We start from the raw sequence: 25868 nt of genomic DNA, 5'->3' as shown, positions 1-25868 counted from the left end.
AATAACAAAAATGACCAAAAAGGTCATAATGAGAGTCCAGTATGGTCTCACAGTATCCTGCGAGTGTCAGACTCAATGCGATGCTGTATAAGGGCAAGTATTGACGGAGAGGCGGAAAATTTAATGACTGAGCATGTGTTTAGCTTGGTTTCGGCGATTAATGCCAGGATGGATCGGTTGCGCTCCAGGGGGTGTGAATTAGCTGTTACTCACGATTTTGAGGATGCCGCTCGGCGACTTGAGGCTGTAGGGAAGCCATACCTAACTCCATCGCTATCGTTTGCATGGAACGATTTCACCCGTGATTCATGCTTTTGGGTGTCATTGGCTCTCGAGGGCGACGTCATGGGGGCTGCAGGTGTAAAGAGGGAGGTACTGAATGGGGAGCCGATATCAAGTTACTGGAGGCGCAGTCTAAAGAGGCAGTATCCGCGCGATGATGGCGCTGATGTGATTTCTTCGGTGTCGCCTCTTGTTGACCTCAGTCTTGGTGGAGAGTTGGCATATTTTGGGGACCTCTATTTTCATCCCAAACTTCGGGAATTGAGGGTGTTAGAGGATTTTGGGCGAGTGGTGCTTTATCACGCTGCACTCAGTTTTCGTGTTCAGACCTTCTATGCGTTTTTAAAGGATCGGGATTTGCGTCGTGGCTTTGGGTTTCAATTGGGCTTGATGTCCTGCATTCCGCAGGCTCAGGTTTGGTCTCAGCCCTTCCCAGAAGGCAGGGGTAGTCACGAGGCTTGCTGCTTCTCGCGGCGTGATCAAGTGCTGGAGTTGGCGCGACTAGACGCTGGTATTGCATAGACGCCGACGGCTGGTTTGCCATTGAAATCTTTGACCGGGAATAGCAGGCGCTTATACATGAGTTCGTTTACTTCGGGCTGGCCGTGCACGTGTGTTGCAAGGGTTTCAATCGAAATAAGGCAGGTACCTTTCCCAGCGAGTTGGTAAGAAGTGACAAGCTTCTTGCGATCGGCGGCGGGAAAATTATCCACCGCCCTTTGAAGCATGTCGTTCGATTGGATCGGCAATACGCGTGCTGCGAGGCTTTTTTCACCGAGGTGTAGGAGTGAGAGGGTAGTGTCGTCAGGCTCGGGAACTGCGTAGATGACTATAAAATCAAGAATTGTTGTAGGTAGTGGGCTGTTTGTTCGGAGGGCTACAAGATCCGTTACCTCATCGATGGAGGGGGCGTTGCCTTCGGCGATATCGAGGAGCTGAGCGTCGGGTTTGATTGACAGTGCCTCACATATTCTGAAAAATCGGCCGATCCCTATGTCGCTTTGCCGTTTGAAGAGGCTGGACAGAAAGCTTCTGCTGTTCCCGGTTCTCTTCGAAGCGTCATTGAGACTCACTTGATGGGTATAGCAGTGCTCGGTAACCCGGCGCTCTAGCCAAGTCACATACCTCTGATGACTTTTCTCTGGCATGTTGAATATTTTCAATGAGCTAAGATTGATTTTGACATAGGCAGAGCGCGTAGTGCTTCTATCGTGCTATGGTTGTATTTTGAGGGAAATCTGAGTGATTTACTGGATTTCAAACCCCAAGCTTTTCTTCGCGTCTCGCTTGGCGGTGGTTACGGGTAGGACAGTTGATGAGTTTTATTTTCAGGAGTCTTGGTTTTCGATGTTTCGCATTTTAGTGGCGAGGTCCAAGGGAAGGCCGCCCCATTGACCCAAAATCACGAAGTCCATCGTAACTCCGAAGCGCTCAACCAGTAGCGCAGCAAGTTCTTTTGATGCAGCGCGCTTTCCGCCTTCTGTGCGCGACCAATAGGTGCGCTCAATCCCTAGTAGGTCTGCAATCTCAGCTGGCTGAAGGCCGAGTGCGCGCCTGAGTAGTCCCAGACGATAGCCGATCCGCTCGGGGCGCATCTCGTTGGAAAAGCTTGTCTTTCCGGTTGTCTGACTGCGGTTGGCGCTCATGACACTTGTTATCGTGACCAAGCTGTTCATTTTCAATCACCAAAAAGGACAGTTGACGAATGACCGAAATGGTCATTATGTTTCGTGCCATACACGATAGGGGCTACATCAAGTCATGGATGGAAGAGTTTCGAGCGTCGCCGAATTGATTGATCGATGGCCGTCTCGCGGAGAGTTGGCCAAGGATGCTGATGTGCAGCCGATCGTCGTGCAGCGTTGGGCGGCAAGAGGGAGTATTCCCGCGAAGTACCACCTTCGGATTATGAACAGCGCCAGACGGCGAGGATTGAAGGTCGATTTCGAGGACATCGCAAGAGTACACGCAGGCTCCTGATCGTTGAGTATCACAGCTTTCCATGCCGTCAGTTTCGGCGCGGAACCCCAAAACCCCAAGGAATAAGAGTTTCCGATGGATAAGAAGCTTTCTGCACATATGGCCAAGGCGCTGATCAAGCGGGCAGGCGGCATCCCGGCGGCCTGTGCCGCGATCGAAGCGGAGACTGGAGAGGGGATCGCGGCCGGAACCCTGTCAAAGGTGCAAAACGGGCACCTCGATATCAGCTTTCTCTGTGTGCTGGCACTGACCAAGGCCACGGGGGATCGATCCTTCGTGAACCTCTTGAACCGGGAATGCGAGGACGCGACCGGCGCCGAGGAGATCCTTGCGCATCACCTCGAGATGCTGCGCGAAAGCACCGAGATGGTTGAAGCGGTCGCTCGTGCCGAACAGAAGCCCAGCCGCGAAACCATCCAGCGCGCCCGGAAAGAAGCTGCGGATGTACACGAGCAGAGTGGCCGGGCCATCGCCGCCTATGATGCGATGCTCAACGAATTGAATGCTGGCGTGGCGTCAATCCGTCGATCGATTGCGGGGGATGTGCAGTGACCTATCGCTCGGAAGTTAATGCAGCAGGTGTCGGCGAGCTCCTTGCCGAGGACACCACCGATGGAGGGGCAGGTGACCTGCATGCAGCCCCCACAACTCCTCCCTGCGGAACCTGGGCGCGTGATGGCGAATGCAATTACGCGCCCCTTTTTCAGGGGGCAGTCGCATGAGCGCACATAGCTCACGCAGCCGTTCGCGGCATCCGGATCCCAAGACCTTTGATCGGGAAAAGTTCCGCGTCGGGCATATCCTGTTTGAGCTCTGTGATCATCCTGAGAACGGAAAGACTTTTGCCCTCATCGCGGGTGAGGCGACCGAAGCCAAGTTTATGCGCCCGATGTTCACCGGATTCGTGCAGCGCGGGATGGGGACGCAACTGCGCCGTTTGGCGCATCGCTTCGATGAGCTTGAAGCAGATCTTTCGACAGATGGAGATGACGCATGACACTTCGACCAATCGATGTATCAGAACAGCCACCGGTCCAGGTGAAAGCGCCCGTATCCGAGCCGGAATTGCGCTGGTTAGAGATCTCCGATCTTGTCGTGAATGACCTCTACCAGCGTCCGCTTGGGGCAAAGAACTGGAGTGTTATCCGAAAAATAGCGATCAAGTTCGATTGGTCCAAGTTTACTCCGATCACTGTTGCCCCCAGCGGCGAGGGCTGTGATAGGTTTGCGATCATCGATGGTCAGCACCGCGTGCATGCTGCCGCCATGAGGGGGCTGGTACGCGTTCCGGCAATGGTCGCGAATATTGCGCCGCCTGAGCAGGCATCCTGTTTCGCGGCGATCAATTCGGCTCGGACCAATGTCTCGGCGTTCCATCTGTTCAAAGCTGGGCTTGCGGCGGGTGATACATCGGCGCGGATCGCTGATGCCGCTGTGAGCGCCAGCGGCTGCCGGCTCATGCCGTACAATAAGTCTGCTCGCAACCGCGAGGCCCGTGAGATCTATGCCATCGGGCTGGTGCGGGGATACACGTCACAAAAGAATGGTGCATCGATCGTGACGCGGGCATTGCGGGCATTATCCGGATCCGCATGCGCCGAGGATCCGCAGCTGTATCAAGCCCGTATTCTGCGGCCCTGGTTTGCCACCCTCTGGGATGAACCTGAGATGTGTGAGCTGAACCTCGAGGCCTTCGTGTCGAAAGCAAATCTGGTCAGTGTACGGGACCGGATCGGCGTGATGCGCGAGAGACCTGAGTTTGCGAAATGGTCTGACTACGCGCTCGCGGCAAAATCGTTCAAGGCTCTCCTGCGCCAATCGGCGCGCAGCGGCGAGATTGGCTCATATCTTCCTTCTGAGGGAGATGAGGGATGATCGCGGGTGGTTTCGGTGGAAACGCAAATCGCCCCATGCTGAGGGCGGTCCGTTGAATGTGCAGGACGCCAAATGCTGTGAGGGCAAACCGGAGGAGTCCCAGAGTGAGCGTCGAGGATCTCTGCTCGTGGAGCTGTGCGTGCTGCTAAAGGCGGTGCAGCCTGAGGATGTCCGTAAGGTTGCGACCCTCTTGGTGTCCTGGCTGGATGGTGCCGGCGCAGGCATGCCGGAGCTTGATGTGTTCGGTGATCTGCGCGGCGACGCAAGGTTTTGGGCCGATATCGCACACCCTGCTGAACTGGAGGCGTATGTCGCTGCGGGCATCCGCCGTCTGGAACGCACGCAGCTGTCCGAGGCGGCTCGGAAGCGTCTGTTCGTCGCCTTCTGGGAAGTCATGGCGGATGCGGATCGGCGCAAGTTTTTGGAAAGGGCCGATCCGGCCGGAACTTTCTATAAGGTGAAACCGTGAAAGATGGGTTTGATCTAGTGGACACAGGAGATCCATTCGACACGATCACGCCGGTCATCCCGATTTCGGATCGGCCGCGATCGCAGTCGGTGGTCGCAGGAACGCTGAACGACCCGTATCGCCGCCAGGCGGTGGCCGATGCGCGCAGCCTGTGGCGTAAGTCAATCCCCGGATCGCGCGGCGTCGTTGCTGCCTATCTTGCCTCGCAGGGCATCCAGTTGGATGAAATTCCTGCAAATCTCCGGTTCGTGCTTGACCATCCGTACATGAAGAAATCCGGAGGCCTATACCATGAGCTACATCGCGGGCCTTGTGTCCTCGGCGGGATCTTCTCTGAGGCAGGCCAGCTGCTTGGCGTCAACCAAATTTGGGTTGATCCAAAGCCGCCGCATGGGCGCGCAAGCATTCAAATGGACGGGGACCATATGCCTGCAGAGATCGTGCGCGGATCCTGTAAAGGGGGATTCCTGCCGCTGGTTTGGCCAGAGGCAGCCACGGCTCTGGTAGTAGCACGTAGCCTGGAAGCGGCCCTGCGCGCCTATGCGTCACGCCCATCCGGGCTAGAGGATGCGGCCTATTGGGCTGTTGTGGATCTCAAGGTGATGTCCGGCAAGATGCAGCGGCAGAAGGGTGTTCGATACTCGGGCCTGCCTGATCTGTCAGATGATACCTCATTCGTCGCGCCGCATTGGGTGAAGCGCCTCGTGTTCCTTCAGGAAGATGACAGGACTGGCACTCGGCAGAAGCTCGAAAGTGGTCTGAAGCGCTCGATGCACGTTCGCCCCGGCTTACGGGCGTCGATCGTGCGGATCGGCTCCGCTGCGAAGGGTGGAGTGTAACCCATGCAGATCGAATTCCTGTGTCCCGATGATGCCAGACAGGCCGAACATATCAGCGAGACTGCAGAGGAATTCTACGCCTCACGGCGTCCAGATCTTGATGCCAGCGAGCTGGCGGCAATGTCGCGTTGGCTCGCGTGGAAGGCCGGCGTGTCCGGTCAGCGCGCAGTCACGGCCGGCAGCGATGGCGACGATGGGCTCGCGCGTGAGCTGGAGGAATGGTGCCTGTCGCTGTTTCGGGCAGCGACGCTCGCGCACGAGTTTAGTCAATCAAAAGAGTCCTAACGGGCCAATTGCAGGAAAGGAGGGCAGGCATGACGCAGGATAGCGATGCGCTGCAAGCGGATTTCGAAAATGAAGAAGTGATCGCTCCGATGGATGATGGTCCGCCACCTCAGAAACCGAGAGGACCAATTGGAAAATCGGGCGCTGGAGCGGGTAGGGCGGGGCGTGGTGGTAAGCAGGGCAGCGGCAAGCCGTCATCGATCTTGCCAGAAGGATTCCCCGTGCAGCCGCTCGGTATGTCTGCGGGAAAGTACTATTTCCTCAATGCCCGCGGTGAGAGAATCGATTTGACCGCAGGCGCTTTGAGTCAGCGTGCCAATCTGGTGTCATTGCTGGCTGGCAGCACAACGCCGAAACGGCACCTGAAAGATATCGCTCCGCCGGACGCGCGCAAGGATACAGATTTCAACCCTGCAAATGCGGCTGACAAGCTCATGCAGGCCTGTGCCGAAATGCCGCTTTATGATCCATCGAAACCGGTCCGCCATTTCGGGACTTGGCGTGGCGGATCTGTGCATCCGGTTGTCCACCTCGGCGAAACGGTCGAGACCTCATCGGAAGAAGAGGTTGTCGGGCGCATGATCGGTAGTGACCTCTATCCCGCAGTGCCGACGCTGGGCCTCCCGGATGGGGTCGCGGCCACTGCAGAAGAGATGAACATCATCCGGATGGCGCTTCGCGATGGGTGGAACTGGGTGTCTCCAGATGCCGTGGATCTGGTGATAGGTTGGATTGGTCAGGCGGCACTAGGCCAGTACCCCCGATGGCGCAGCCATATGTGGATCCGTGGGCGTTCTGGTGCCGGTAAAACAACGTTGCTCGAGGTGATATCTTCGCTGCTAGGTGGGATGTCGACAGGTGTGAAGAGCAGCGGGTCATCGGCCTCGATCAGGCAGACAACCAACCGGATGGCGATTGCGCGGATCTTTGATGAGGCCGAGGGCACCGGGACCGGCGACATCGAAGATGTAATCGCTCTGTTTCGTCTGATGTCCGATGCGCATGGCGCGCGGGTGGAGCGAGGGACCTCTGACCATACTGGCATTCGCTTTGAGATCTACGGAGCGGGCCTTCTGGGCTCGATCATTCCAGGATCGATGACGCCACAGGACAGATCCCGGTTTGTCGTTGTTCCTCTGAAGGTTAGAGAGAAGTCTTCAGATCCGGCGCATGACGCGGTCGAGCTCGACAAGTTGGAACGAAGGGCAAAGGAGCTTGGCCCCCGGGTTTGGAGGCGCATGCTAAGCCTAGCGTCCCAGCGTTGGGATAGCACGTTTCGGGTTTACAACAGCCTTGTGCAGAGCCTCGGCGCCCAGGCACGTGCAGGAGACACGGTAGGCGCATTGCTTGCCGGCTGGGACCTGATGCTGTTCGAGAGGCCGCTGGTGGACCCTGAGACAAATCAGGCCGATCCTAAGCGCATGGAGCGCGCTCTGGCCATGGCACTCCCGCTTGTCGAGGAAACCCGCGAGGCTGAGGAGGAGGGCGAAGGTGAGCGCCTGCTGACGTGGATCTTCGGAGCGATGATCCACAAGGATCACGGTGGCATGATTTCGGTTAGCGAGTTGATCCAGACCATCCAGGAGTTCCAGGACGTGAAGTCGGGCGAATACCAGAACAAGCTCCTCGCTCGATTGGGGCTGAGGGTCATGCCGGGCGAGCGCGGGCAGCGCGACCTCTTCGTGGCAAACGGTGAGAACCCGCAGCTGAACAAGGCGCTCGCGAACACGCGGTGGCGTGGCGGTGGGCACCGCGCAGCGCTGGATACTATGCCTGAGGTGGCTCCTGCGCCAAAGCCAGTCAGAGTTGATGGTAGGCCCAAGAGGGGCCTCGTTGTGCCCGCGCGTTTCCTCCCCGGCTATATCAAAGAAACCGCCTCGAACGAGGGGGAGGATGGCATCTGATAGGTTGGATGGGCGTTACGTTTGAGCTCGAGCGTAACGCAAACGTAACGCCTTAAGTAACGGAGGCAATGCATTGAAAATAATTCAGAATATATGAAAAAATTCAGTGCGGTTACGGCGTTACGCTGCAGGGAGAGCCTCCCTGACGGGCAGGCGCGCGAACGGTGTGCACATATTCATCGTAACGCCGGAACTCAAATCTATCTGATAACAAAAAGACATTAATAAACAGAGACTTGGGTGAGTTACGCAGGCCGTTACGGTGGCGTTACACTTAAGTCAAAGCGTAACGGGCGAAAAAGGGCAGTGAAAATGATGATGAGGGTGAACATGACAGGTCGTTCGGCAGTGGCAGGCAGCGTCCTGTGTATGCCTGGTGCGGTACGGTGGCATGCACTGTTTGTGCTACCGCAGAAGGAAGATCAGGCTGAGGCATGGCTTCGTCGACGTGGTGTCTATGGCTTTCACCCGGTCACTACGCGCCGTACTACGAGAGCTGGAAAGGCGCGTGAATACCATCGTCGTTACCTGCCGGGCTATGTGTTCGCTCGCTTTCCCGGCGAAGCTAAGCCGCATGAGGTTCTGTCTTGCCCGTTCATACAGGGCGCGCTCACGCGTGCAGATGGCGCGTGGGGCGTAATCCTCCCGAACGACCTGCGTTCGCTTCATGCTATGCGTCGGGTTGATGAAGACGCCGATCGGGCGCGTCGTGCAGAGGAGCGTATGCGTCGACGTCGCCAGTCGATCCAACGTGGTGACGCTGCGCTGTTCAAATCGGGCGCTTTCGTCGGGCACCATTGCGAAGTAGTCCAGGTTCTCGCGGACAATGGCGCCAAGGTAAGTTTCAAGCTCTTTGGGCGCGAGGTGCTAACGACGACATCGGTAGATGACCTTGTTGCGATTCAGCGAAACACTTGACTGGGACTAAGAGCCGCGACTAACGTCCCCAACCATAGCCCCATTCCGGCAGGTCCCCGCGCGATACGCGGCAGCGCCCCGGAAGGTGGGCGGCGGACTCTGGTTAAAAACGCTCAGAGTGACCCGCCTGTAATGTGCCCGGAGCGATCATCGCTGCCGGGCTTTCTCTATCATAGTTCGAGGCGCTGATGCCTAAGCTGAAGAGACTGGAGCCAAGACTTCAGGGATTGAAACCGCGCATTGCGGCCCTGAAGACCGACTTTGACACGACGCGCCGACAGCAACATGCATGGCGGAAATGGTACAGCACGGCACGCTGGAGCAGGCTGCGGATGCAGTGCTTCGAGCGTGATCTCTTCACCTGCCAGATGTGTGGGGCGATTGAGGCTGACACATCGAAGCTCATCGGTGATCACGTTCGTCGCCACAATGGGGATCCAGATCTGTTCTGGGATCTCAATAACCTGCAGTGCCTGTGCAAACCCTGCCACGACAGGGAGAAACAGCGCACTGAGGCCGCCGAGCGGATCGCCGGGGGCATAGGGGGGGGCTGATCCCTCCAGGGGGCGGAATACCCAAACCGGCGCCTATCTCATGTGGAGAATTTTTTTGGCCGAGAATGAAAATCCCGACGCCTTTGACCTCTTTGGGAACCCTGTCTTTTCCACCAAAGGAAAGCGGGGACGTCCCAAGTTCCAAAGGACTGAGGAAAATGCACGTAAAGTCAGTATGTTACTTGGCTTGGGCTGGTCGAATGGTCGAATTGCCTCCTGCATCGTGGATCCGCGCACGGGCAATGCGATCTCGGAGCCGACGCTAAAGCGGTATTTTAGATCCGAGCTCGGTGAGCGGAACAAAATGCGAGATCGGCTCGAGGCGCGGCGGTTCGAGCGGACCTGGGCGGCGGCCGAGGCAGGCAACATCGGGGCCGAGCGGCTTTTGATGCAGATGCTGGAAAAGAACGACCTGATGGGGGCCAGCCGACGCCTCGATGATGCTCAGTCGAGCAAGGATGCTGCGAAGCCCGATCGAGAAACAAAGCTCGGTAAGAAAGAGGCCGCGCGACAGGCGGCGCATGAAAGCGCTGAGGATAGCGAATGGGGCGCGGATCTCGATCTGCCCGGATTTCGCCCGAACTGAGGTTTGATCCATGCTCGATGCGTTCATTGATCCTGCTGAGCGGGCGGCTTGGTCCACGGCGGTTCCGGACTGGGAAGAGCGGATCCTCAATCGGCAATCGCTGATCCCGGATCTTCCGTTGTGGGACGAGCCAGCTGAGCGGGCGCTGCGGATCTTCAAACGGCTTCGGGTTCCCGATCTTATCGGGCAACCTACCTACGGCGAGGTCAGCGATCAGTGGGTCTTTGATCTGGTGCGTGCCATCTTCGGCAGCTACGACCCAGTCAAGAAACGGCGGATGCTGCGGGAATTTTTCCTGCTGATCCCAAAGAAGAACGGGAAGTCGGCGATCGCGGCGGCGATCATCCTGACCGCCTGCATCATGAATGAACGGCCTGAAGCGGAGCTGCTGCTGATCGCCCCTACGATGACGATCGCCAAGATCTCCTTCAAACAGATCAAGGGGATCATCCGGGCCGATCCGGAGCTGGACAAGCGGTTCCATATTCAAGATCACGCCCGGATGATCACGCATCTGGTCAGCAAGGCGGAGATCTCGGTAAAGGCCGCTGATGGGGACGTCATCACCGGTGGCAAGGCCACCTATACGATGATTGACGAAACCCACGAGTTTGCCCGCAAGAGCAAGGCGGACGGAGTTTTTCTCGAACTGCGGGGGGCATTGGCATCCCGGCCTGAAGGGTTTGTGATGCAGATCACTACCCAATCAAAGGAACAGCCCGCCGGCGTGTTCAAGGCTGAGCTCGAGACCGCGCGTGCCGTGCGGGACGGGCGGTTGCAGTCGCCGATGTTGGCCGTGCTCTATGAGTTGCCCAAAAAGCTGGCCAAAAGCTGGCAGAAGCAAGAGACTTGGGCGCTGGTCAATCCGCACCTCGGCCGATCTGTCGATCCGGCCTTCCTGCAGGACCAGCTGGTCAAGGCGCGTGAAAAAGGGCCGAAAGAGCTGCAGCTGTTGGCCTCTCAGCACTTCAACGTCGAAATCGGCGTCGGCCTCGGTGGCGGATGGACCGGCGCGCACTATTGGAAGAAAGCAGGGCCGCAGACGTTCGGCCTTGATGAGTTGATTGCCCGGTCTGACGTAGCGGTTGTTGGGCTAGACGGCGGCGGTCTGGATGACCTGTTTGGGCTGGCCGTGGTCGGGCGCGAGATCGAGACCAAAAATTGGTTGATGTGGTTCCACGCCTGGGCGCATCCAGAAGTGCTGCGGGTGCGTAAGGAGATTGCGTCGCGTCTGGGTGATTTCGCCAAGGCTGGCGATCTTATTCTACTGGGTGAGGACGAGCCAACGGGAGATATCGAGGGCGCAGCGCGGATTGTTGGCAAACTTCTCGAGGCGCAGTTGCTGCCGGAGGAGGCCGCAATCGGGCTGGATACGGTGCAGGTCTACGCGATCCTCGAAGAATTGATGTCGATCGGTGTCGCGGAAGATCAGCTACGCAACATCGGTCAAGACTGGCGCTTGTCACCGGCGATCTGGGGCATGGAGCGGAAGCTGAAAGACGGCACGCTGTTGCACAGCGGGCAACCGATGATGGAGTGGGTGCTTGGCAACGCCAAGGTTGAACAGCGCGGTTCTGCCGTGCGGATGACCAAAGAGGCCGCGGGGCGGGCCAAGATCGACCCCCTGATTGCCGGCATGAACGCCTTTACCTTGATGAGCCGCAATCCGGTTGCGGCGGGGTCCAAGACCTTCGTTTACAACGGGATGTGAGAATGGGAATTTTTGATTTCCTTCGGCCAGCGGCGACGCTGGCTGAACCAGCCGTGCGCGCTGAACCACCGGTGTCTGCAGCTTCAGACACCTCGGTTTCGAGCGAACGTCAATGGAAGGGTTTTGTCGTTGCGGGCGGTCGATCAAAGGCCGGCGTGCCGGTGAGCGAAACCACCGCCTTGACCATTCCAGCCACCTTGCAGGCGCTTCGGATCTTGACCGGCGTCTTTGCGATGACGCCGCTGCATTTTTACCAGAAGACCGACAGGGGGCGGATGTCGGCCGAAGGCAACCCGGCGGCGCAGTTGTTTCGGCTGGGTCCAAACAGTCACCAGACTGCCTATGCGTTCTTTGAGCTCTTGTTGGCGGACATCCTGTTGACCGGGAATTTCTACGGCTATGTCAGCCGGGATTTTCGGGGCGAGGTGAAGGCGGTGACCCGGCTGAAGCCCGGCCAGTGTCAGCCGGTCGAATATTTCGATCGCGCCGAAGGATCGATCCTTTTTTTCGATGCCACCTTGCCGGATGGAAGCCATGAGCGTTTCCCGGCGCGTGATATCTTTCACGTTGGCGGGTTCTCTCGGGATGGGGTTCAGGGTCTCAACCCCGTGCAATACGCACGTGATGCCTTGGGCGGTGCAATTGCAACAGCGGATCACGCGGCTCGGTTCTGGAACAAGGGCGGGCGCCCTTCGACGGTGCTGACCAGCGAGAAAGCCATTGGGCCTACCGATAAGGATCGGATCAAGACCGACTGGACCCAAATGTATTCGGGTCCAGACGCCGATATGGTTGCTGTCCTCGATCAAGATCTAAAGGCCGAGTTCTTGGCTCATGATTTGAAATCCAGCCAATATCTGGAAACGCGACAGTTTCAGGTGGTCGATCTCGCCCGAATCTGGGGTGTGCCGCCGCACCTGATCTTTGATTTGTCGCGCGCCACCTTCGGTAACATCGAGCAACAAAGCCTCGAGTTCGTCATCTATCACTTGGGCCCCCATTACACGCGGGTTGCCCAGGCCGCGACTAAGGCCTTTGCCAAGATCGGGTTCTACTTTGAGCATGTCACTGCCGAGCTAGTCAAAGGCGACCTGAAGAGCAGGATGGAGGCTTATTGGCTGCAACGCCAGATGGGCATGGTGAACGGCAACGAACTGCGCAGCTACGAGAACCTTCCCAACATCGAAGGCAATGCGGGGACGGACTACTGGATGCCGGCGAACATGCAAGTAGCCGGAGCATCTGCGGCGCCGGGCAGCACCGAAGACACCAGCGGAGACCAATCATGAAACAGGAATTGACGGCGCTGGTTGCGGCCATTCGGGCGCAGCCCTGGGCGATCATGCCGGATTATCTCGATGCGATCGAAGCCATCGCGCTGCGCGCCCTTGATGAAGACGTGCTGAAGCGGATCGCGCAGGACGGCCACATTCCGCGCCTCGAAGGCAATTTGTCGGCCGTTGCGGCGGTAGGAACGCGCCTCGAGGGAGCTGGGATGAGCACTGTCCGCGACGGATCCGCCGTGGTGCCGATGTTCGGGCCGATTTTTCCACGGGCATCGATGATTAACGCTTCTTCCGACGGAACTTCCTTGAACGCATTTATGCGGGACATCCGCGTGGCGCAGGCGTCGACCGATGTGCATCGGATCGTCGTGGTGGTGGATAGCCCGGGCGGCGTGGTCTCCGGGCTCGGCGAAGCGTCTGAAACGCTGCGTGCCACCACAAAGCCGATCACCGCCTTTGTCACCGGCAACTGCGCCTCGGCGGCTTATTGGCTCTGCAGCCAATTTGGCGAGATCGTGATGGATCGCTCTGCGGCGGTCGGCTCGATCGGGGTGGTCGCGTCGCTGTCCCGGCAGGAGGCGGCGGATAACCAGGGGCGCCGGTCTTATGAGATCGTCAGCAGCAATGCCCCGAACAAACGTCCGGATCCGTCCACGGAAGAGGGCCGGACGGCCATCCAGAAAGACATCGACGCCATAGAGGAGGTGTTCATCGCAGATGTGGCCGCCGGTCGCCGCGTCTCGGCCGATCGCGTGCGAAGCGATTTTGGCCGCGGCGCAATGCTCTCGGCCACGCGCGCCATCGAGGCGGGCATGGCTGATCGCATTGGCACACTTGAGGGGGTGCTGACTGAAGGTTCCGGGCGCACCCGGAAAACTGGAGCGGGTCGCAGTGCGCACGCGGCCGCTGAAATCGAAACGCGGCGGCGCGCCGCAATGAGGAACTGACCATGGATAAGATCCTGGAACTGCGAGCCCGCCGCGCGGGTATCATCGACCGTATGGACGCGCTGGTTGCGTCAATCGGCGATGGGGAGGAATGGACAGAGGATCAGACTGCCCAATTCGATGCCCTGAAGGCCGAAGATGATAAGGTGACGGCAGAGCTCACCCGCCTTGAAGATGTGGAGCGCCGCCGCGCTGAGGCCGCGCGTCCGGCCGCGCCGCTGCCTGGTGCTGCGGGCACCGAAGCTGGTGGGGTACCGACTGCACCCGCAGCCCCGAAGGAGCCAGGCCTGCAGTTCGCTCGCATGGTGCGCACGATCGCGGCGGCGGGCGGCAACCAGTATGTTGCACAGCAGATCGCCGAGGCGAGCGGAGACAGCGGTCTTTTTGCCAGCCAGAACATGTCCACCGGCACCGCCGGCGGATTTCTGGTGCCGGAAGATGTGTCCAGTGAGGTGATCGAGCTGTTGCGCCCGCTCAGCGTCGTTACAGCGATGGGCCCGCGTATTGTTCCCATGCCGAACGGGAATATGACTACCAACCGCCGCGCGAGCGGAGCAAATTTCGAATATGGCGGTGAGCAGCAGGACATCAAGGCAACCGGATACGAGTATGGTCAGGTGAAGCTGTCGGCGAAGAAGCTGAGCGGGATCATCCCGATATCCAATGACCTGCTGCGCACGGCCTCCACGGCCGTCGACCGAATGGTGCGCGATGATGCACTGGCCGATGCTGCGCAGATCCAGGATCGTCATTTCCTCCGCGGTGCGGGAACAGATTATGCGCCAAAGGGGCTTCGTTTCCAGCACACGGGCACGCCTTTCGCCGCGACCCATGTGCTGACGATGACCGCTGCGCCGGATCTGCAAAAGGTGGATAACGATCTCGGCCGCCTCGAGCTCGCTCTGGCGAACAACAATGTCGTTGTGACCGGGGCGCATTGGATCATGTCGCCGCAAATTGCGATGTTCCTGACCAACCTGCGCGACGGCAATGGCAACAAGGTTTATCCGGAGATGGCCAATGGCCAGCTGCGCATGAAACCGGTGCACATCACCACCGAGATCCCGAGTAACCTTGGTGGAGGCGGCAACGAGTCCGAGATCATGCTGGCGCATCCGGGTCACATCCTTGTTGGTGAGCACATGGGCATTGAAGTCGCGATGTCTACCGAAGCGGCCTACAAGGACTCCGCGGGCAATATGCAGGCCGCGTTCTCTCGCGACGAGACACTGATGCGGATGATCATGCAGCATGACATTGGCCTGCGCCATCTGCCAGCCGTGGCCGTCCTTACGGGCGTCACTTGGGCACCCGGCCTCTGATCCTGAGCCGGTGGGCCCAGTCGGGCCCGCCATTACCCTTCGGTCATACTGAGGAGACATGTCATGACCACACAATTTCGAAATATCGGCGCGCTGATTTCGGTTATGCGCGCCACCGCCAACGTCGCAGCGACGGCAGGCGGGGCAGGCGACAACGTCGAAGTGGTGGGCGCCATCATTGATCGCGGCGAGATCGGTTTCCCGCAAAGCTGCGTACTCGCCATCCCGTTCTCTGCGACCCTCGCGGAGGGAGAGACGCTGTCGATTGCCTGCGAAATCGAGTCCAGCAACGACCCGAATCTCAGCGGTGCCACAGCCGTGACCACTGCTGCGAGCGCCGTGGTTGCAACGGGCCCCTCCGGTGGTGGAGCCGTCACGGGCACCCTCGAGCTCGATGCAGCTATCATGGGGGCGGGGCGCTACGTTCGCGCGAACTTCACCCCCGATCTCAGTGCGGCCAATACTGACACGGCCGCGTTGTCATCCGTCCTCGTATTCGGCGGTGCGGACCGCTTGCCAGCATGAAGTCTGTCGAGTTTCTGAAATCCTATCGCATGTATCAACCAGGCGAAATCGCCGGATTCGATGATGCGTTGGCGGACAAGTTGATCGCGGGTGGTGTTGCTGTTCTTCCTGGCGCTAAACGTGCCTTGAAGACCGAAACCGCCGATGAGCTGGGGCGCCCGGTGGATCGCGACGATGCCGTTGTCGATGTTGCATCTGGCACAGAGGCTGGGAATGGGTCGGGCATCGATCTCAGTACGGTGGTGATTGAAACGGGAAGCGGCGATCAGTCGTCACCCGCAGCCTTTGAGACCGTCACCGGAGATCCTGGCGCAGCGGATGCTGCCGATGCGTCTGGTTCGGATGACGCCACATCAACCGACACCGTTGGGGCCTCAGGGGGTTCTGCCAAACCCAGCAAATCTGCGTCAGGGTCCTCATCGGATACCACCAAGAAATCCACTGCAAAAAAGGCCTGACGAATGCGTCTGACCCTTACCACGCCAGCGGCTGATCTTCCTGTGTCGCTCGAGGAGGCAAAAAGGCACTGCCGTGTCGAGGCGGATGACACCGAAGATGATCAGCTGCTCGAGGGTCTCATTGCGGCGGCAGTGGACTACCTAGATGGCCCGTCCGGTATCCTTGGGCGGGCCATTATCACACAGACTTGGCTTTTGGAGCTGCCAAGCTTTCCCGTCAAACTTGATCTTCCGCTAGAGCCGGTTCGTTCGGTAACCATCACCTATCTGGACGCGTCCGGGGCGGAGCAGACCTTGCCGGAAGGAGCCTATGAGCTGAATGCGCGACCCTCGCAGCGGACGCAGTTGGCATTGGTTAGCGGCACGCAGATGCCAGTGCTAAAAGATACAAGCTGGCCTGTCAGGATTTCGATCATCGCCGGGTTCGGTGGTGCCAACGCCTGTCCGCCGGGGTTGAAAGTCGCCATCAAGATGATCGTCGGTCTTTGGTATGAGCATCGTGAGGCCATCATGCCGGTAGATGTGAATAGTGGCTGGCCGGCACCAGTTGGTGCTCTTTTGGCGCGCTGGCGCATTCCTTTGTGAGAGGGTGAGACTCATGAAGAATAGAGCTGGAGCCGGCAGGCTAAAAGAGCTTGTTGCGTTTGACCGTCGCGTTCCCGGACATCCCGATGGTCTGGGTGGTACGATCGATGTTTGGACCGAGATCCGAACCTGCCGCGCTGAGTTCATGTTCATGAGAGGATCCGAGAGTGTCGACGCGGCCCGCTTGCAGGGTCGGTCCGTTTTCAGAGTGCGGATCCGGAAACTGGGTACCGCTCGGTCTCTGGCTCAGAACGTCCGTATGCGCACGGTGAAACGAGGACTTCCGGAAGGACTCGACGATCAGGATCCGCTCCCCGGCGTGCGTTACAATGTCCTTGAGGTTGACGCGATCTCGGACAGTAAATGGGTTTTCTTGAGTGTCGAAACCTCGGAGCACCCCATCTAGGGATGTCAGCACATGAAGTCTTTGTTCAAGGTCGAAGGCCTAAGAGAGGTCGATAACGCGCTCGCTGCGCTGCCTAAGGCTACATCGAAAGCCGTTGTACGCCGCGCGCTGTCAAAGGAGCTGCAGCCGGTTGCAGATATGGCGAACGGGCTATGGCCTGGCGCCGACGACAGTGCATTCGCTGTTTCCTCCAAGCTCAAGAGAAACCTGCAAAAAGCCAAGAGCAGCACCACTGCGGTGACTATGTATGTTGGCGCAACTCCTTCCGCACCTCACGCGCATCTACTGGAATTGGGCACTGAGCCTCGCTTTCACGAAAGCGGAAAGTACGTTGGTGCGGTCTCACCTCAACCGATGTTGACACCTTCCTGGGATGCGTTCCGTGGGCAGATCCTAGAGGGACTGGCCGCGTCGTTGCGAGAAGAGATCGAGGCGACCCTGGCGCGCCGCGCAAAGCGAGGCCTCTAATGGAAGAGCACCTGTATTCAACTCTCTCCGGCGCCCTGAGTTGCCCGGTGAAGTGGGGCTTCTTCAGCGATGGGGAGACCATGCCACGCGTGACTATGACCCGTATGTCGGGGAAGCGCTACCACACCTTGAACAGCAAGGGGCTGATGCAAGGCTCCACTCAGATCGACTGCTGGGGCGCGAGCTATAATCAAGCTATCGGCGCGTCGCGTGAAGTCCGGGCTGTACTGGAAGGGTACCGCGGCGGCCCGATCGTCAGTGCGCTTCTCACTGCGATCCGAGACAGCAACAGCGGCGATGCCTCGGCTGCACACCGGGTCTCTCTGACATTCGCGATCACGTATCGCGACTGACTGGCTGAAACAGCCTCAATCACCCTCGAAAGGATCATTCAATGACCGCAAAGAAAACCGCTTCGGCGGCCTCAAAACCTGCATCCAAAGACGCTGCACCGATGGTTGTCACAGGTGTCGAACTGAAGCGCATGCCCATGGAGCAAAATAAGCCCACGCATCCCTTCGCTCTTTTCAAAGGCCCGCTGCCCAAACCGGGTGATGTTCTCGAGTTCACTCTGAAGAACGGTGTGACCTACCGGGGGAAAGTCTCCGAAGCGGTCGAGTCCGACGGCGAGGTGATGGCTGAGTTCTCCGCCCCATTGGCTGTCGTTCCGAAAGAATAGGCCTCGGCCTATAAATCCGCGCCCCTAGGCGCTTTCTCTCTATCCTGAAAGGAAACTGATATGGCGCACCAGACCGCCTCTGGGGTGACACTCGGCATTTCGGCCGCTGCACCCGCAACTCACGACATCACCGGCTTTGACGCTCTCACCTTCACTTCCGTTGGTGAAATCACGAACGTGGGTGAGTTCGGCAAGGAGTGGCAACTTGTGACTCACAACCCGCTGGCCACCCGCGGGACGAAGAAAGGCAAGGGTAGCTTCAATAACGGCACCCTGAGCCCCAGCCTCGCGCTTGACCCCGACGACGCCGGCCAAGCTGCAATGGAAACCGCTCTCGAAAGCGATGATCCTGTCTACATCGCCGTGACACTCCAAGATGGCACGATCTACTACCTTGTGGGTCTGGTCATGTCGTTCAAGCCGAGCATCGGCGGTGTCGATGACGTTGTGACGGCGACCACCTCGATTGAGATCATGCCTGACGAGATCCTGAAGAAAGCCGCAGCCTAACCTGCCGCGCGCTGATCCGTTCTCAGGAACGGTAGGGCCGGGCGGAAGGTGGTTCGTTCCCCCGGCCTGTTTGAACCACTGAACCAAAGGATGATGATATGGATTTCAACAAGTTCGACAGCGTTTCTGCCGCAGAAAAAGGCGCAGCTATGCAACTGAAAGACCCAGCCACCTTGGCGCCACTGTTCACTGAGGATGGCAAGCCTTGTGAGGTAATCCTTCTGGGTTCTGAAGCTCCGTCTGTGCGTGCAGCGATGCGCGAGCTTCAGAAGGCGCGCGCCAATTCGCAGGACGCCGAAGGTGATACGGATGACGAAGGTGTTTCGTATGACCAGATCCACGATAAGTTGGTCGAAGGGTTACTTCCCCGTGTGGTCGGTTTCAACAATGTTTTCAATGGCGATAAGCCCGCTACGAAGCGTGACGCGAAATGGTTTTTTGGCCTGAACCGATTCAACGGTCAGGAGGGCGAAAAGTCATTTGCCGAACAGGCCGCTGAGTTCTCCGCTAAGCGCGGCGGCTACTTGGGAAACGCCTCCGCCGGCTGACGCTTTACGCAGCCCAGGCCGGGTTCCTTGCAGCAAGGCCTGAAGAATGGAAAACCAGCCGCTTCAAGCTCTGGCAGAGAGAGGGGATCGACCTCGCATTGCCCGATGTCTCCGGGGTCGAATACCTTCTGGACATCATGGCTCCAGAGGGTATCGGCTGGTGCACCTTTGACCACATGGGGGGCGCGCAGCCGATTGAATGGTCCGAGATCCGGTCGTTCTCGAAAGAGGCAGGCATATACCTGGAGCCTTGGGAGTCTAGCCAGCTGCGGGCGATGAGTGTTGCCTACGTCAACGGACTGGCGCGGGGCAGGGAGCCGATGAAGGTCTCCCCGGCATATGATGACAGACCGGATGAAGATCCGGGCGTGGCGCTGGAGCAAAAGAGACTGTCTGACAACCTGGGCGCAGCGCTTTCAGCACTCGCGGGTTAGTTCCAGTGTTGCTGTCACCCTAGCTCTTGAGGTCGAATGACTTCCGCCGCGACCGTCGGCACAGAGTACTCAACCGTCGGCTTTAACTCGCTACCAGGCGGCCTATCTTTAGGTGTTTTCATTCTCGTTGGCCTTCGGAGCATTTAGAATGCACCTCTGCTCAGGCGCGACAGAATCCCTGATTTGCTTGAGTAGGGAAATGACTTCTGCGGCTGCTAAAAAGACCAAGCCTCCGCCGATAAGGCCTGCGCCGAAAAGAGCCAAGCTTAACTCTAGTTTGGAAAGAGCGAACAGGGCGAACCCGCCTCCAACAACGATCGTAATTACTCCAAGCGCGTTGAAAACCCCGTTCAATTTACTTTCCTCACAATAACAACCTCTTGAATCCAATTCGAGAGGATCTTTCCACGTTCTCTCTCACTGGATCAACCCTCATGTCTGTAATCCCAGTTGGCGCGCTACATGCCGAAGCATCGATGGAAACAGCCTCGTTTGAGGCCGGTAGTGCGAGAGCGCGCAAGGCACTCGGTTATCTTCGTGGTGGGTTTGAGGAGACCAGCCGAGATGCATTGCGCCACGCCGAGGGGATGGCGCGGTCTTGGGATGATGGTTTCAAGAAAGCAGCTTCGGCAGCACAGAAGCAAATCGATGCGCTGACAGGTGTGGAACGGGCGTCCAACTCGGCTTCGGCTTCTGCAAAGCTGTGGGCAGGGCAATTGGATCGGCAAGCCAAATCCTTTGATCGGCTGCGCTCAACGCTCGATCCTGTCTACGCTTCATCCAAACGGTATGAGGCTGCGGTACAGCAGGCTGAAAATGCTGTGCGTTCCGGTATCGTCACGCAGCAAGAAGCAAACCGCGTCATGCAGCTGGCAGAGCAGCGATATTTGGGCACTTCGTCAGCGGCCGATAAGGCTTCCACGCCAACGAGAGGCTTTCTTGGGCTGTTTTCCAAGGAGCGAAGCCATGATCTGAGGCAGATTGGCCTTCAGCTGAGCCAGGTGGGCCAACAAGGATCTGTTACTGGCGACTATCTCGGAGCGGCTGCAATTCAGGCTGCCGATATTGGCGCCATGTTCGGGATTGCCGGTATTGCAGCCGGTACCCTCATCAGCGTGCTGGGGCCAATGGCTGTTGGGCTACTCGAGGTAGGTGATGCTTCAAGGGAAATGGAGGAACAGTCTCGCCTGAATTCTGAAGCGATGGGCGAGCTTGTTGGGGCGCTCGACGATTACACGCTGTATGCTGACGCCGCGCGTCGTGGAACTCTGGAGCTAATAGAAGAGTTTGGCATCTTTGCTGCGGACGTCAAAGAGACCTACGAGTATCTCTCTGGAGTCTCGATAAAGCGCGCACTGGATGGTTTGCAAACTGAGAACTTTGATCTTTTTGCGAACCTGAGTGATGCTGCATCTGCCATTTCTGCCATGGAAGATGCACTTGCCGCGTTGGAGCGAAACAAGTCGATCGGAGCCACCTCTGAACAGATCCAAACATTCAAGGAGAACTTCGAGGCACTTGAAGAGGATGCTTATGTCGCCGCTCAAGCCGTCGGGCTGATGCCCGAAGAAATTCGCGCTATCAAGGCAGGCTTTGACGAGCTTCGTGGAGCACAGGCGCTTGAGGACATCCAAAGAGAGTCTAAAGAAGCCCTAGATATCATTCGAGAGTTCTACCCTGAGGGACAAAAGCTGCCTTCAGCTTTGACAGATGCAGTAGTTCAGCTGGAGGCCATCATTACGGCATCCAGCAGGGCGGTGTCCGACACCGAGGAGGCCACCTCTCAGACGATACGCTGGGCCGACGCCATGATGGGTGTCAACTCTGAGATCCAAGCGATCATGTCGTCACTGTCTGCAATCGGCGGCGGCATGCTCTCTAACGCGGCGAAGTTCGTGGAAATCGAAGCGCTGCAATCCGGTAAGTCGATCAAGGCAGCGCGCCAAGAGGCCGAGCTATTCAATCGAGAGACCGATTGGAACGCCCGCTCGCAAGGTGCGAATGTTTTTGAGCTGATGGCGATTGAGGCTGAGAGATGGGTTTTCCGCTCGGGACAGGCTGCGGATATCATGCTGGATAAAGAGCGCGAAGCCGCTCGCGAGAGAGAGCGTGCACTGAACAAGGTGTCCTCTGCCAGCGGCAAGTCCACCAAGGCGCTTGAAAACGAGCTTAAGGCTCTCAAAGCATCTCTCGACCCAATGGAGGCTTATCGGCAAGAGCTGGAAAAACTGGCTAGGTTCCAAGGTGTTTTGTCCGAGGATGAAATGGCGCGCGCGATGCGCAACCTCAACGTTGAACTGGCAGACTCCTTGCCGCTGGTTGGTGATCTAACGGACGGCCTCGTGGATGGCCTGTTCAACGGCTTCACCGACGGTCTCGAAGCTATCCTCAACGGGTTTGAAGACTGGCTCAAGCAGATGATCTCAGTGGCACTGAAAAACGAGATCGTCGTTCCGTTCATGGCCGCGTTCAGCGGTGGCGGGGCCGTGGCCGGTGGGGTCGCTCAGGCCGCGGCCGGTGGCGGTAGTGGCCTGCTTGGCAACGTCCTCGGTTTGGGCAGTGGTGGTGCATTTAGCGGTGCAGTGAGTGGAATTTCCTCGGGCCTTGGCGGCGTGCTATCAGGTGGTGGCCTTGGGTCCAGTTTTGCGAACCTGGGTGGTCTGGTGACCGGTTCTGTGGGCGGCTGGGGCGCAGTGGGCGCGGCGCTGCCCGCTCTGGGCGCTGTTGCCGCAGCGGTGAGCTTCTTCACCACCAAAACCAAGCACTTGGATAACGGCCTTCGCGTGACCGCCGATAATATGGGCACCTTGGTTGAAGAGTTCGACAAGGTGCAGAAGTCCCGCTTCTGGGGGCTCTCCAAAAAGGTCAGCCTCACCTTTGAGGAGGCCGATGAGGCTACGGCTGCGCCCATCCGCAAGTCCATTGAAGACATCACCACCTCGATTGGGGCTGCCGGTGCGCGGCTTGGTCTCACCGCTGATAATTTCTCCAGCTGGTCCACGCAGATCCAGGTCAGCCTCAAGGGGCTGGATGAGGCGGCGCGCAATGCTGAGATCCAGCGCATCTTCGATACCGTCGCCGATCAGTTCTCCTACGCGGCATTGGGGTCGTTCAATGAGGCCATGGGTGGCAGGCTAATCCGCGAAGGCGAAGACGCCGCTGCCACGCTGGATGCGCTTGTTTCCTCGATCACCTCGGCCAATCAGGCCATGGACCTGCTCAATGGGGCGATGTTTGAGACTTCGGTCTACGGCGCAGACTTGGCGCGGCAACTGATCGATGCAGCGGGTGGCCTTGATACCTTCAATGCTTCGGTCAACAGCTACTTCACCAACTTCTATTCACAGGAAGAGCTGCTGACATCGCGCACAGGCTTGCTGGCCGATCAATTCGAGGCCTTGAATGTCGCCATGCCGGCCACCAAAGAGGCCTTCCGCGATCTGGTCGAGGCGCAGGATCTCAGCACAGAAGAGGGCAGGGCGCTATATGCTGGTTTGCTTAACCTGTCCGGTGAGTTCGCCAATCTGAGCCAGCTTTCGGAAGAGCTGTATGGCTCTGCTTCGCTTGCTGCCAGCGGCATCTCTGCACTGGTGCGCTCCTTCTCCAGTGACGTCTTGGGGGCGGAGGATGAACTCGCTGATGCGCAGGCCACAGCACTGGTCGAGTACAACAACGTGATGCGGATCATGGATCTGCAGATCCGATCGGCACAAAGCGCGCGTGACTCGATCAAAGGCATCTTCGATATCCTCTCGGATGGGCTGGGCGCCCGCACACCGCTTGAGCGTGAGGCGCAGCGCCTGCAGCGCGAACGGCTGAAGGCGGAGCTTTCTGCCGGCATCGATGACCCACAGCGGCTGAGAGAGGTCGTGCAGGGCTTGAACGCGCCGGCAGAGCAGTTCTTCAGCACATACGCGGACTTCGCCTATGATTACGCCAGAACAAGCGCCCTCATGGATGAGCAGAAGGGAATCGCAGAGGAACAGCTCACAGAGGCAGAGCAGCAACTCCGCGCACTGGAAAACCAGAAGCGCGCGATCGAGGAACTCTATGGGCCACTGCTCGGGATCGACCAGAACACCGACAACCTGGAAGAGGCCATGGAGCGCTTGGAGACTGCCATGCTTGGCGTCGAGGCTGCCATGCTGCGGGTCGAGGACTCGATGTATGCGCTTGCTCAGGCCCTGCTCTCTGCAGTCTCGGGCATCGGGGGTACGGGCGGACTGATGGGGATGGGGCCGGACGCCTTCGACCAGTTAAGCTTTGACCGCACCAATGGCATTCTGAGCGAGAAAGGCGCGGGCGTGCTTGACGGCGTAGCCGCGCAGATCAACGGCCTTTACCAAGACGTCTTTGGCCGGAATGTCGATGTGGCTGGCTTGGACTTCTACGGCGACCTTCTGCAATCCGGACAGGTCAAGGCTGGCCGCATCCAGTACGATCTGATGACCTCGGGCGAGGCTCGGACGGGGGTGACACCGGGCTTTGGCAACATCGGCTCTGCAGCGCAGCCTGTCGATCCGGTTGAGGCACTGTATGGCTCTATGCTGGGCCGTGCGGCAGATCCAGCGGGTGTCGAATTCTGGAAGTCTACGGGCCTGCAGGGCGAGGCGCTTATCAACGCATTCCGAGATGGGGCGCTGGCCGCTGGAGACACTCCCAGCTTTGATGGTGGTGGTTACACCGGCAGCGGACCGCGTGTTGGCGGCCTTGATGGAAAGGGCGGCTTCCTCGCAATGCTGCATCCTCGTGAGACAGTTATCGATCACACGCGCACCAACCGTTCGGGTGGCCAAGCCGAGGGGGATAGCAGCGCAGTGGTTCAGGAATTGCGCAAGATCGGTGATCGGCTGGCAGTTCTGGAATCCCATGCGCGCGCAACGACTTACAACACAGGCAAGTCGATGCGAACGCACACCAAATGGGACAGAGATGGTGTGCCGAAGGAGCGGACTTAATGAGCCTGAGAATGATCGAGCCAGAGACGATTGACGACGCCGCATTTGTGTCTTCGACCGTTCCCGAAACTGACGCGCCCGTCTGGAATGCATCAACTGACTATCCGTTCTCTGATCCGGACAACCCAGAAGAGGTGATTGTCGAAGAGGGGCAACATGCCATTTACCGCGCTGTCTCTGCCTCGGGGCCCAGCCATGGTGGCGCAGTCGATCCTGCCACCGACACGGGGAACACCAAATGGGTGAAAATCCGCTCTACCAACCGTTGGCGGGTCTTCGATGAGTATATCGGCGACCCGAGTGTCCAGGCAAATAGCGCGCAGTGGGTGATAACCGCGCCCAACGTGATCGACAGTGTGGCTTTGTTCGGGCTCTACGCCCTGTCGGTGACGGTCCTTGTTCGCGACAGTGGTGGGGCCGAGGTCTACAATCAGACATACTCACTGCAGGATGAGAACAGTGTGGTTGATCTCTACACCTACCTCACAAGTCCGATCATCCTCAGTGACCGCTTGGTCATCGCAGATATTCCGCCCTATGCGGGTGCAGAAGTGACGGTTACTGCGGAGGCACCCGGAGAGGACGTAGAGGTCGGGCAGATCGTGATCGGCCGGAAAGAAGAGATCGGCGTCACGATTGATGAGATCCCGCTATCGATCCAGGACTTCTCCCGCAAAGAGCGCGACTCTGATTTTGGTCGGGTGTCGCTGTTGGAGAAGGACTTTGCAGACGAAATGCCCGTCGCATTTGTCTTCCCGACCTCGCGCGCTTCCTACCTAAAAAGTCGTCTGGCAAGCCGTCGCGCCAAATTGACGGTCTACAGCAGCGACGGGCCGTACAAGGCCAATGAGTTTTCCGTCTACGGATTTTACCAGTCCTTTCAAGTCGTTCCCCGCATCGGGAGCGTTTCGGAAGGCATTCTCGAACTGGAGAGTATCACATGAGCGATCCGACGATCACACCGCCACCAGATGCACCATCGCGTCAGCAGCCTTCTACCTTCTCTGCGCGGGGGGATGCGTTCTTTGCCTGGATGGTCACATTTGCTGCTGAGGTAACAACTGTCATTTCGTGGGTCTCAGAAAAGGTCACCGAAATCGCGGGCAGTGTCAGTGCTGCGTCTGGCAGTGCTGCTGCGGCTGCGGGTAGCGCCTCGGAAGCCGCACAGTCTGAACTGATTGCATCGGGCGCGGCGAACTATCGGGGCGACTATGATGCTGGTACGCTGTACGCGGTGGGCGAGAGCGTGTCTTACACGGGCAGCGTATTCGTCAAGAAGACCACTGCGCCCGCTGGAACAACCCCGGTTGACGGGACGGATTGGCTGGAGCTGGGGGGC

At 58.5% G+C, this 25868-nt stretch carries 28 protein-coding genes; 26 read left to right on the top strand and 2 right to left on the bottom strand.

The genetic code is table 11. The features are described from left to right. Positions 1-761: 761 nt before the first annotated feature. Together TM1040_RS12570 and TM1040_RS12565 are read right to left on the bottom strand one after the other, a co-directional pair. Entirely contained in the window at positions 762-1430 is a 669-nt protein-coding gene (locus TM1040_RS12570; protein WP_044026771.1) for an XRE family transcriptional regulator, read from the bottom strand. Between the two features lie 180 nt (positions 1431-1610). After that, complete coding sequence (locus TM1040_RS12565) at positions 1611-1958, bottom strand: helix-turn-helix domain-containing protein (protein ID WP_084789020.1); 348 nt, start codon at positions 1956-1958, stop codon at positions 1611-1613. A 379-nt stretch (positions 1959-2337) separates the two neighbouring features. Here TM1040_RS12565 and TM1040_RS12560 point away from each other — a divergent pair, with 379 nt between their 5' ends. From TM1040_RS12560 to TM1040_RS12430, 26 genes are all read left to right on the top strand, one after another. Next, on the top strand, positions 2338-2814 hold the full coding sequence (locus TM1040_RS12560) for a hypothetical protein (protein WP_011538967.1): 477 nt from the start codon (positions 2338-2340) through the stop codon (positions 2812-2814). Between the two features lie 166 nt (positions 2815-2980). Continuing rightward, positions 2981-3259 (top strand): hypothetical protein, encoded by a 279-nt coding sequence (locus tag TM1040_RS12555; RefSeq protein WP_011538966.1) that lies wholly within the window; start codon positions 2981-2983, stop codon positions 3257-3259. Next, positions 3256-4137, top strand: coding sequence for a ParB N-terminal domain-containing protein (locus tag TM1040_RS19775; RefSeq protein ID WP_011538965.1), 882 nt, complete (start codon positions 3256-3258; stop codon positions 4135-4137). Before TM1040_RS12555 ends, TM1040_RS19775 begins: the two co-directional genes overlap by 4 nt. Positions 4138-4189: 52 nt before the next feature. Next, the gene (locus TM1040_RS19770) at positions 4190-4606 is read left to right on the top strand and encodes a hypothetical protein (protein ID WP_166485548.1); all 417 of its coding nucleotides are present in this window, start codon (positions 4190-4192) and stop codon (positions 4604-4606) included. Beyond that, positions 4603-5445, top strand: coding sequence for a DUF7146 domain-containing protein (locus TM1040_RS12540; RefSeq protein WP_011538963.1), 843 nt, complete (start codon positions 4603-4605; stop codon positions 5443-5445). Before TM1040_RS19770 ends, TM1040_RS12540 begins: the two co-directional genes overlap by 4 nt. A 3-nt stretch (positions 5446-5448) precedes the next feature. Continuing rightward, complete coding sequence (locus tag TM1040_RS12535; RefSeq protein WP_011538962.1) at positions 5449-5730, top strand: hypothetical protein; 282 nt, start codon at positions 5449-5451, stop codon at positions 5728-5730. A gap of 29 nt (positions 5731-5759) precedes the next feature. Next, positions 5760-7634, top strand: a complete 1875-nt coding sequence (locus TM1040_RS12530; RefSeq protein WP_011538961.1) for a hypothetical protein — start codon at positions 5760-5762, stop codon at positions 7632-7634. A gap of 330 nt (positions 7635-7964) precedes the next feature. Beyond that, complete coding sequence (locus tag TM1040_RS20315; protein ID WP_166485547.1) at positions 7965-8552, top strand: transcription termination/antitermination protein NusG; 588 nt, start codon at positions 7965-7967, stop codon at positions 8550-8552. Positions 8553-8740: 188 nt separating this feature from the next. Next, on the top strand, positions 8741-9106 hold the full coding sequence (locus TM1040_RS12520) for an HNH endonuclease (RefSeq protein WP_044026769.1): 366 nt from the start codon (positions 8741-8743) through the stop codon (positions 9104-9106). 175 nt (positions 9107-9281) lie between these two features. Then, a complete protein-coding gene (locus tag TM1040_RS12515; RefSeq protein WP_254658819.1) occupies positions 9282-9692 on the top strand; it encodes a hypothetical protein in 411 nt (136 codons plus the stop codon). A gap of 10 nt (positions 9693-9702) precedes the next feature. Continuing rightward, positions 9703-11403 carry a terminase large subunit domain-containing protein gene (locus TM1040_RS12510; RefSeq protein WP_011538957.1) on the top strand — a complete coding sequence of 567 codons (1701 nt, stop codon included), beginning with the start codon at positions 9703-9705 and terminating at the stop codon, positions 11401-11403. Between the two features lie 2 nt (positions 11404-11405). Then, positions 11406-12692 carry a phage portal protein gene (locus TM1040_RS12505; RefSeq protein ID WP_011538956.1) on the top strand — a complete coding sequence of 429 codons (1287 nt, stop codon included), beginning with the start codon at positions 11406-11408 and terminating at the stop codon, positions 12690-12692. Then, positions 12689-13636: a S49 family peptidase gene (locus tag TM1040_RS12500; protein WP_011538955.1), complete on the top strand. Its 948-nt coding sequence runs from the start codon at positions 12689-12691 to the stop codon at positions 13634-13636. Before TM1040_RS12505 ends, TM1040_RS12500 begins: the two co-directional genes overlap by 4 nt. 2 nt (positions 13637-13638) lie before the next feature. Beyond that, complete coding sequence (locus TM1040_RS12495) at positions 13639-14958, top strand: phage major capsid protein (RefSeq protein WP_011538954.1); 1320 nt, start codon at positions 13639-13641, stop codon at positions 14956-14958. 63 nt (positions 14959-15021) lie between these two features. After that, entirely contained in the window at positions 15022-15483 is a 462-nt protein-coding gene (locus TM1040_RS12490; protein WP_011538953.1) for a hypothetical protein, read from the top strand. Then, a complete protein-coding gene (locus TM1040_RS12485) occupies positions 15480-15941 on the top strand; it encodes a hypothetical protein (RefSeq protein WP_011538952.1) in 462 nt (153 codons plus the stop codon). The genes TM1040_RS12490 and TM1040_RS12485 overlap by 4 nt, the downstream gene beginning before the upstream one ends. Positions 15942-15944: 3 nt before the next feature. Further along, on the top strand, positions 15945-16526 hold the full coding sequence (locus TM1040_RS12480) for a head-tail connector protein (protein WP_011538951.1): 582 nt from the start codon (positions 15945-15947) through the stop codon (positions 16524-16526). 13 nt (positions 16527-16539) lie between these two features. Further along, complete coding sequence (locus TM1040_RS20620; protein WP_044026766.1) at positions 16540-16932, top strand: phage head completion protein; 393 nt, start codon at positions 16540-16542, stop codon at positions 16930-16932. 12 nt (positions 16933-16944) lie between these two features. Next, complete coding sequence (locus TM1040_RS12470) at positions 16945-17400, top strand: HK97 gp10 family phage protein (RefSeq protein ID WP_011538949.1); 456 nt, start codon at positions 16945-16947, stop codon at positions 17398-17400. Between the two features lie 80 nt (positions 17401-17480). Next, complete coding sequence (locus TM1040_RS12465; protein ID WP_254658818.1) at positions 17481-17753, top strand: hypothetical protein; 273 nt, start codon at positions 17481-17483, stop codon at positions 17751-17753. Positions 17754-17794: 41 nt separating this feature from the next. Then, positions 17795-18079, top strand: a complete 285-nt coding sequence (locus tag TM1040_RS12460) for a hypothetical protein (protein WP_011538947.1) — start codon at positions 17795-17797, stop codon at positions 18077-18079. 60 nt (positions 18080-18139) lie between these two features. After that, positions 18140-18589, top strand: coding sequence for a hypothetical protein (locus TM1040_RS12455; protein ID WP_011538946.1), 450 nt, complete (start codon positions 18140-18142; stop codon positions 18587-18589). Between the two features lie 98 nt (positions 18590-18687). Then, a complete protein-coding gene (locus TM1040_RS12450; RefSeq protein WP_011538945.1) occupies positions 18688-19137 on the top strand; it encodes a hypothetical protein in 450 nt (149 codons plus the stop codon). Positions 19138-19235: 98 nt separating this feature from the next. Further along, positions 19236-19571, top strand: coding sequence for a hypothetical protein (locus TM1040_RS12445; protein WP_011538944.1), 336 nt, complete (start codon positions 19236-19238; stop codon positions 19569-19571). A gap of 434 nt (positions 19572-20005) precedes the next feature. Continuing rightward, positions 20006-24529 carry a tail tape measure protein gene (locus TM1040_RS12435; protein ID WP_011538943.1) on the top strand — a complete coding sequence of 1508 codons (4524 nt, stop codon included), beginning with the start codon at positions 20006-20008 and terminating at the stop codon, positions 24527-24529. Continuing rightward, a complete protein-coding gene (locus TM1040_RS12430; protein WP_011538942.1) occupies positions 24529-25473 on the top strand; it encodes a hypothetical protein in 945 nt (314 codons plus the stop codon). The genes TM1040_RS12435 and TM1040_RS12430 overlap by 1 nt, the downstream gene beginning before the upstream one ends. The last annotated feature ends 395 nt before the right edge of the window (positions 25474-25868 follow it).

It is taken from the genome of Ruegeria sp. TM1040, from assembly GCF_000014065.1.
In the GTDB taxonomy this organism is placed as follows: domain Bacteria; phylum Pseudomonadota; class Alphaproteobacteria; order Rhodobacterales; family Rhodobacteraceae; genus Epibacterium.
This window is presented reverse-complemented; position numbering and strand designations above follow the sequence as displayed.

Bases quoted from the DNA above. Each gene is read 5' to 3' on its own strand.
- TM1040_RS12570 (WP_044026771.1), bottom strand. From the start codon at position 1,430: ATGCCAGAGAAAAGTCATCAGAGGTATGTGACTTGGCTAGAGCGCCGG.
- TM1040_RS12565 (WP_084789020.1), bottom strand. From the start codon at position 1,958: ATGAACAGCTTGGTCACGATAACAAGTGTCATGAGCGCCAACCGCAGT.
- TM1040_RS12560 (WP_011538967.1), top strand. From the start codon at position 2,338: ATGGATAAGAAGCTTTCTGCACATATGGCCAAGGCGCTGATCAAGCGG.
- TM1040_RS12555 (WP_011538966.1), top strand. From the start codon at position 2,981: ATGAGCGCACATAGCTCACGCAGCCGTTCGCGGCATCCGGATCCCAAG.
- TM1040_RS19775 (WP_011538965.1), top strand. From the start codon at position 3,256: ATGACACTTCGACCAATCGATGTATCAGAACAGCCACCGGTCCAGGTG.
- TM1040_RS12535 (WP_011538962.1), top strand. From the start codon at position 5,449: ATGCAGATCGAATTCCTGTGTCCCGATGATGCCAGACAGGCCGAACAT.
- TM1040_RS12530 (WP_011538961.1), top strand. From the start codon at position 5,760: ATGACGCAGGATAGCGATGCGCTGCAAGCGGATTTCGAAAATGAAGAA.
- TM1040_RS20315 (WP_166485547.1), top strand. From the start codon at position 7,965: ATGACAGGTCGTTCGGCAGTGGCAGGCAGCGTCCTGTGTATGCCTGGT.
- TM1040_RS12520 (WP_044026769.1), top strand. From the start codon at position 8,741: ATGCCTAAGCTGAAGAGACTGGAGCCAAGACTTCAGGGATTGAAACCG.
- TM1040_RS12515 (WP_254658819.1), top strand. From the start codon at position 9,282: ATGTTACTTGGCTTGGGCTGGTCGAATGGTCGAATTGCCTCCTGCATC.
- TM1040_RS12510 (WP_011538957.1), top strand. From the start codon at position 9,703: ATGCTCGATGCGTTCATTGATCCTGCTGAGCGGGCGGCTTGGTCCACG.
- TM1040_RS12505 (WP_011538956.1), top strand. From the start codon at position 11,406: ATGGGAATTTTTGATTTCCTTCGGCCAGCGGCGACGCTGGCTGAACCA.
- TM1040_RS12500 (WP_011538955.1), top strand. From the start codon at position 12,689: ATGAAACAGGAATTGACGGCGCTGGTTGCGGCCATTCGGGCGCAGCCC.
- TM1040_RS12495 (WP_011538954.1), top strand. From the start codon at position 13,639: ATGGATAAGATCCTGGAACTGCGAGCCCGCCGCGCGGGTATCATCGAC.
- TM1040_RS12490 (WP_011538953.1), top strand. From the start codon at position 15,022: ATGACCACACAATTTCGAAATATCGGCGCGCTGATTTCGGTTATGCGC.
- TM1040_RS12485 (WP_011538952.1), top strand. From the start codon at position 15,480: ATGAAGTCTGTCGAGTTTCTGAAATCCTATCGCATGTATCAACCAGGC.
- TM1040_RS12480 (WP_011538951.1), top strand. From the start codon at position 15,945: ATGCGTCTGACCCTTACCACGCCAGCGGCTGATCTTCCTGTGTCGCTC.
- TM1040_RS20620 (WP_044026766.1), top strand. From the start codon at position 16,540: ATGAAGAATAGAGCTGGAGCCGGCAGGCTAAAAGAGCTTGTTGCGTTT.
- TM1040_RS12470 (WP_011538949.1), top strand. From the start codon at position 16,945: ATGAAGTCTTTGTTCAAGGTCGAAGGCCTAAGAGAGGTCGATAACGCG.
- TM1040_RS12465 (WP_254658818.1), top strand. From the start codon at position 17,481: ATGCCACGCGTGACTATGACCCGTATGTCGGGGAAGCGCTACCACACC.
- TM1040_RS12460 (WP_011538947.1), top strand. From the start codon at position 17,795: ATGACCGCAAAGAAAACCGCTTCGGCGGCCTCAAAACCTGCATCCAAA.
- TM1040_RS12455 (WP_011538946.1), top strand. From the start codon at position 18,140: ATGGCGCACCAGACCGCCTCTGGGGTGACACTCGGCATTTCGGCCGCT.
- TM1040_RS12450 (WP_011538945.1), top strand. From the start codon at position 18,688: ATGGATTTCAACAAGTTCGACAGCGTTTCTGCCGCAGAAAAAGGCGCA.
- TM1040_RS12435 (WP_011538943.1), top strand. From the start codon at position 20,006: ATGTCTGTAATCCCAGTTGGCGCGCTACATGCCGAAGCATCGATGGAA.
- TM1040_RS12430 (WP_011538942.1), top strand. From the start codon at position 24,529: ATGAGCCTGAGAATGATCGAGCCAGAGACGATTGACGACGCCGCATTT.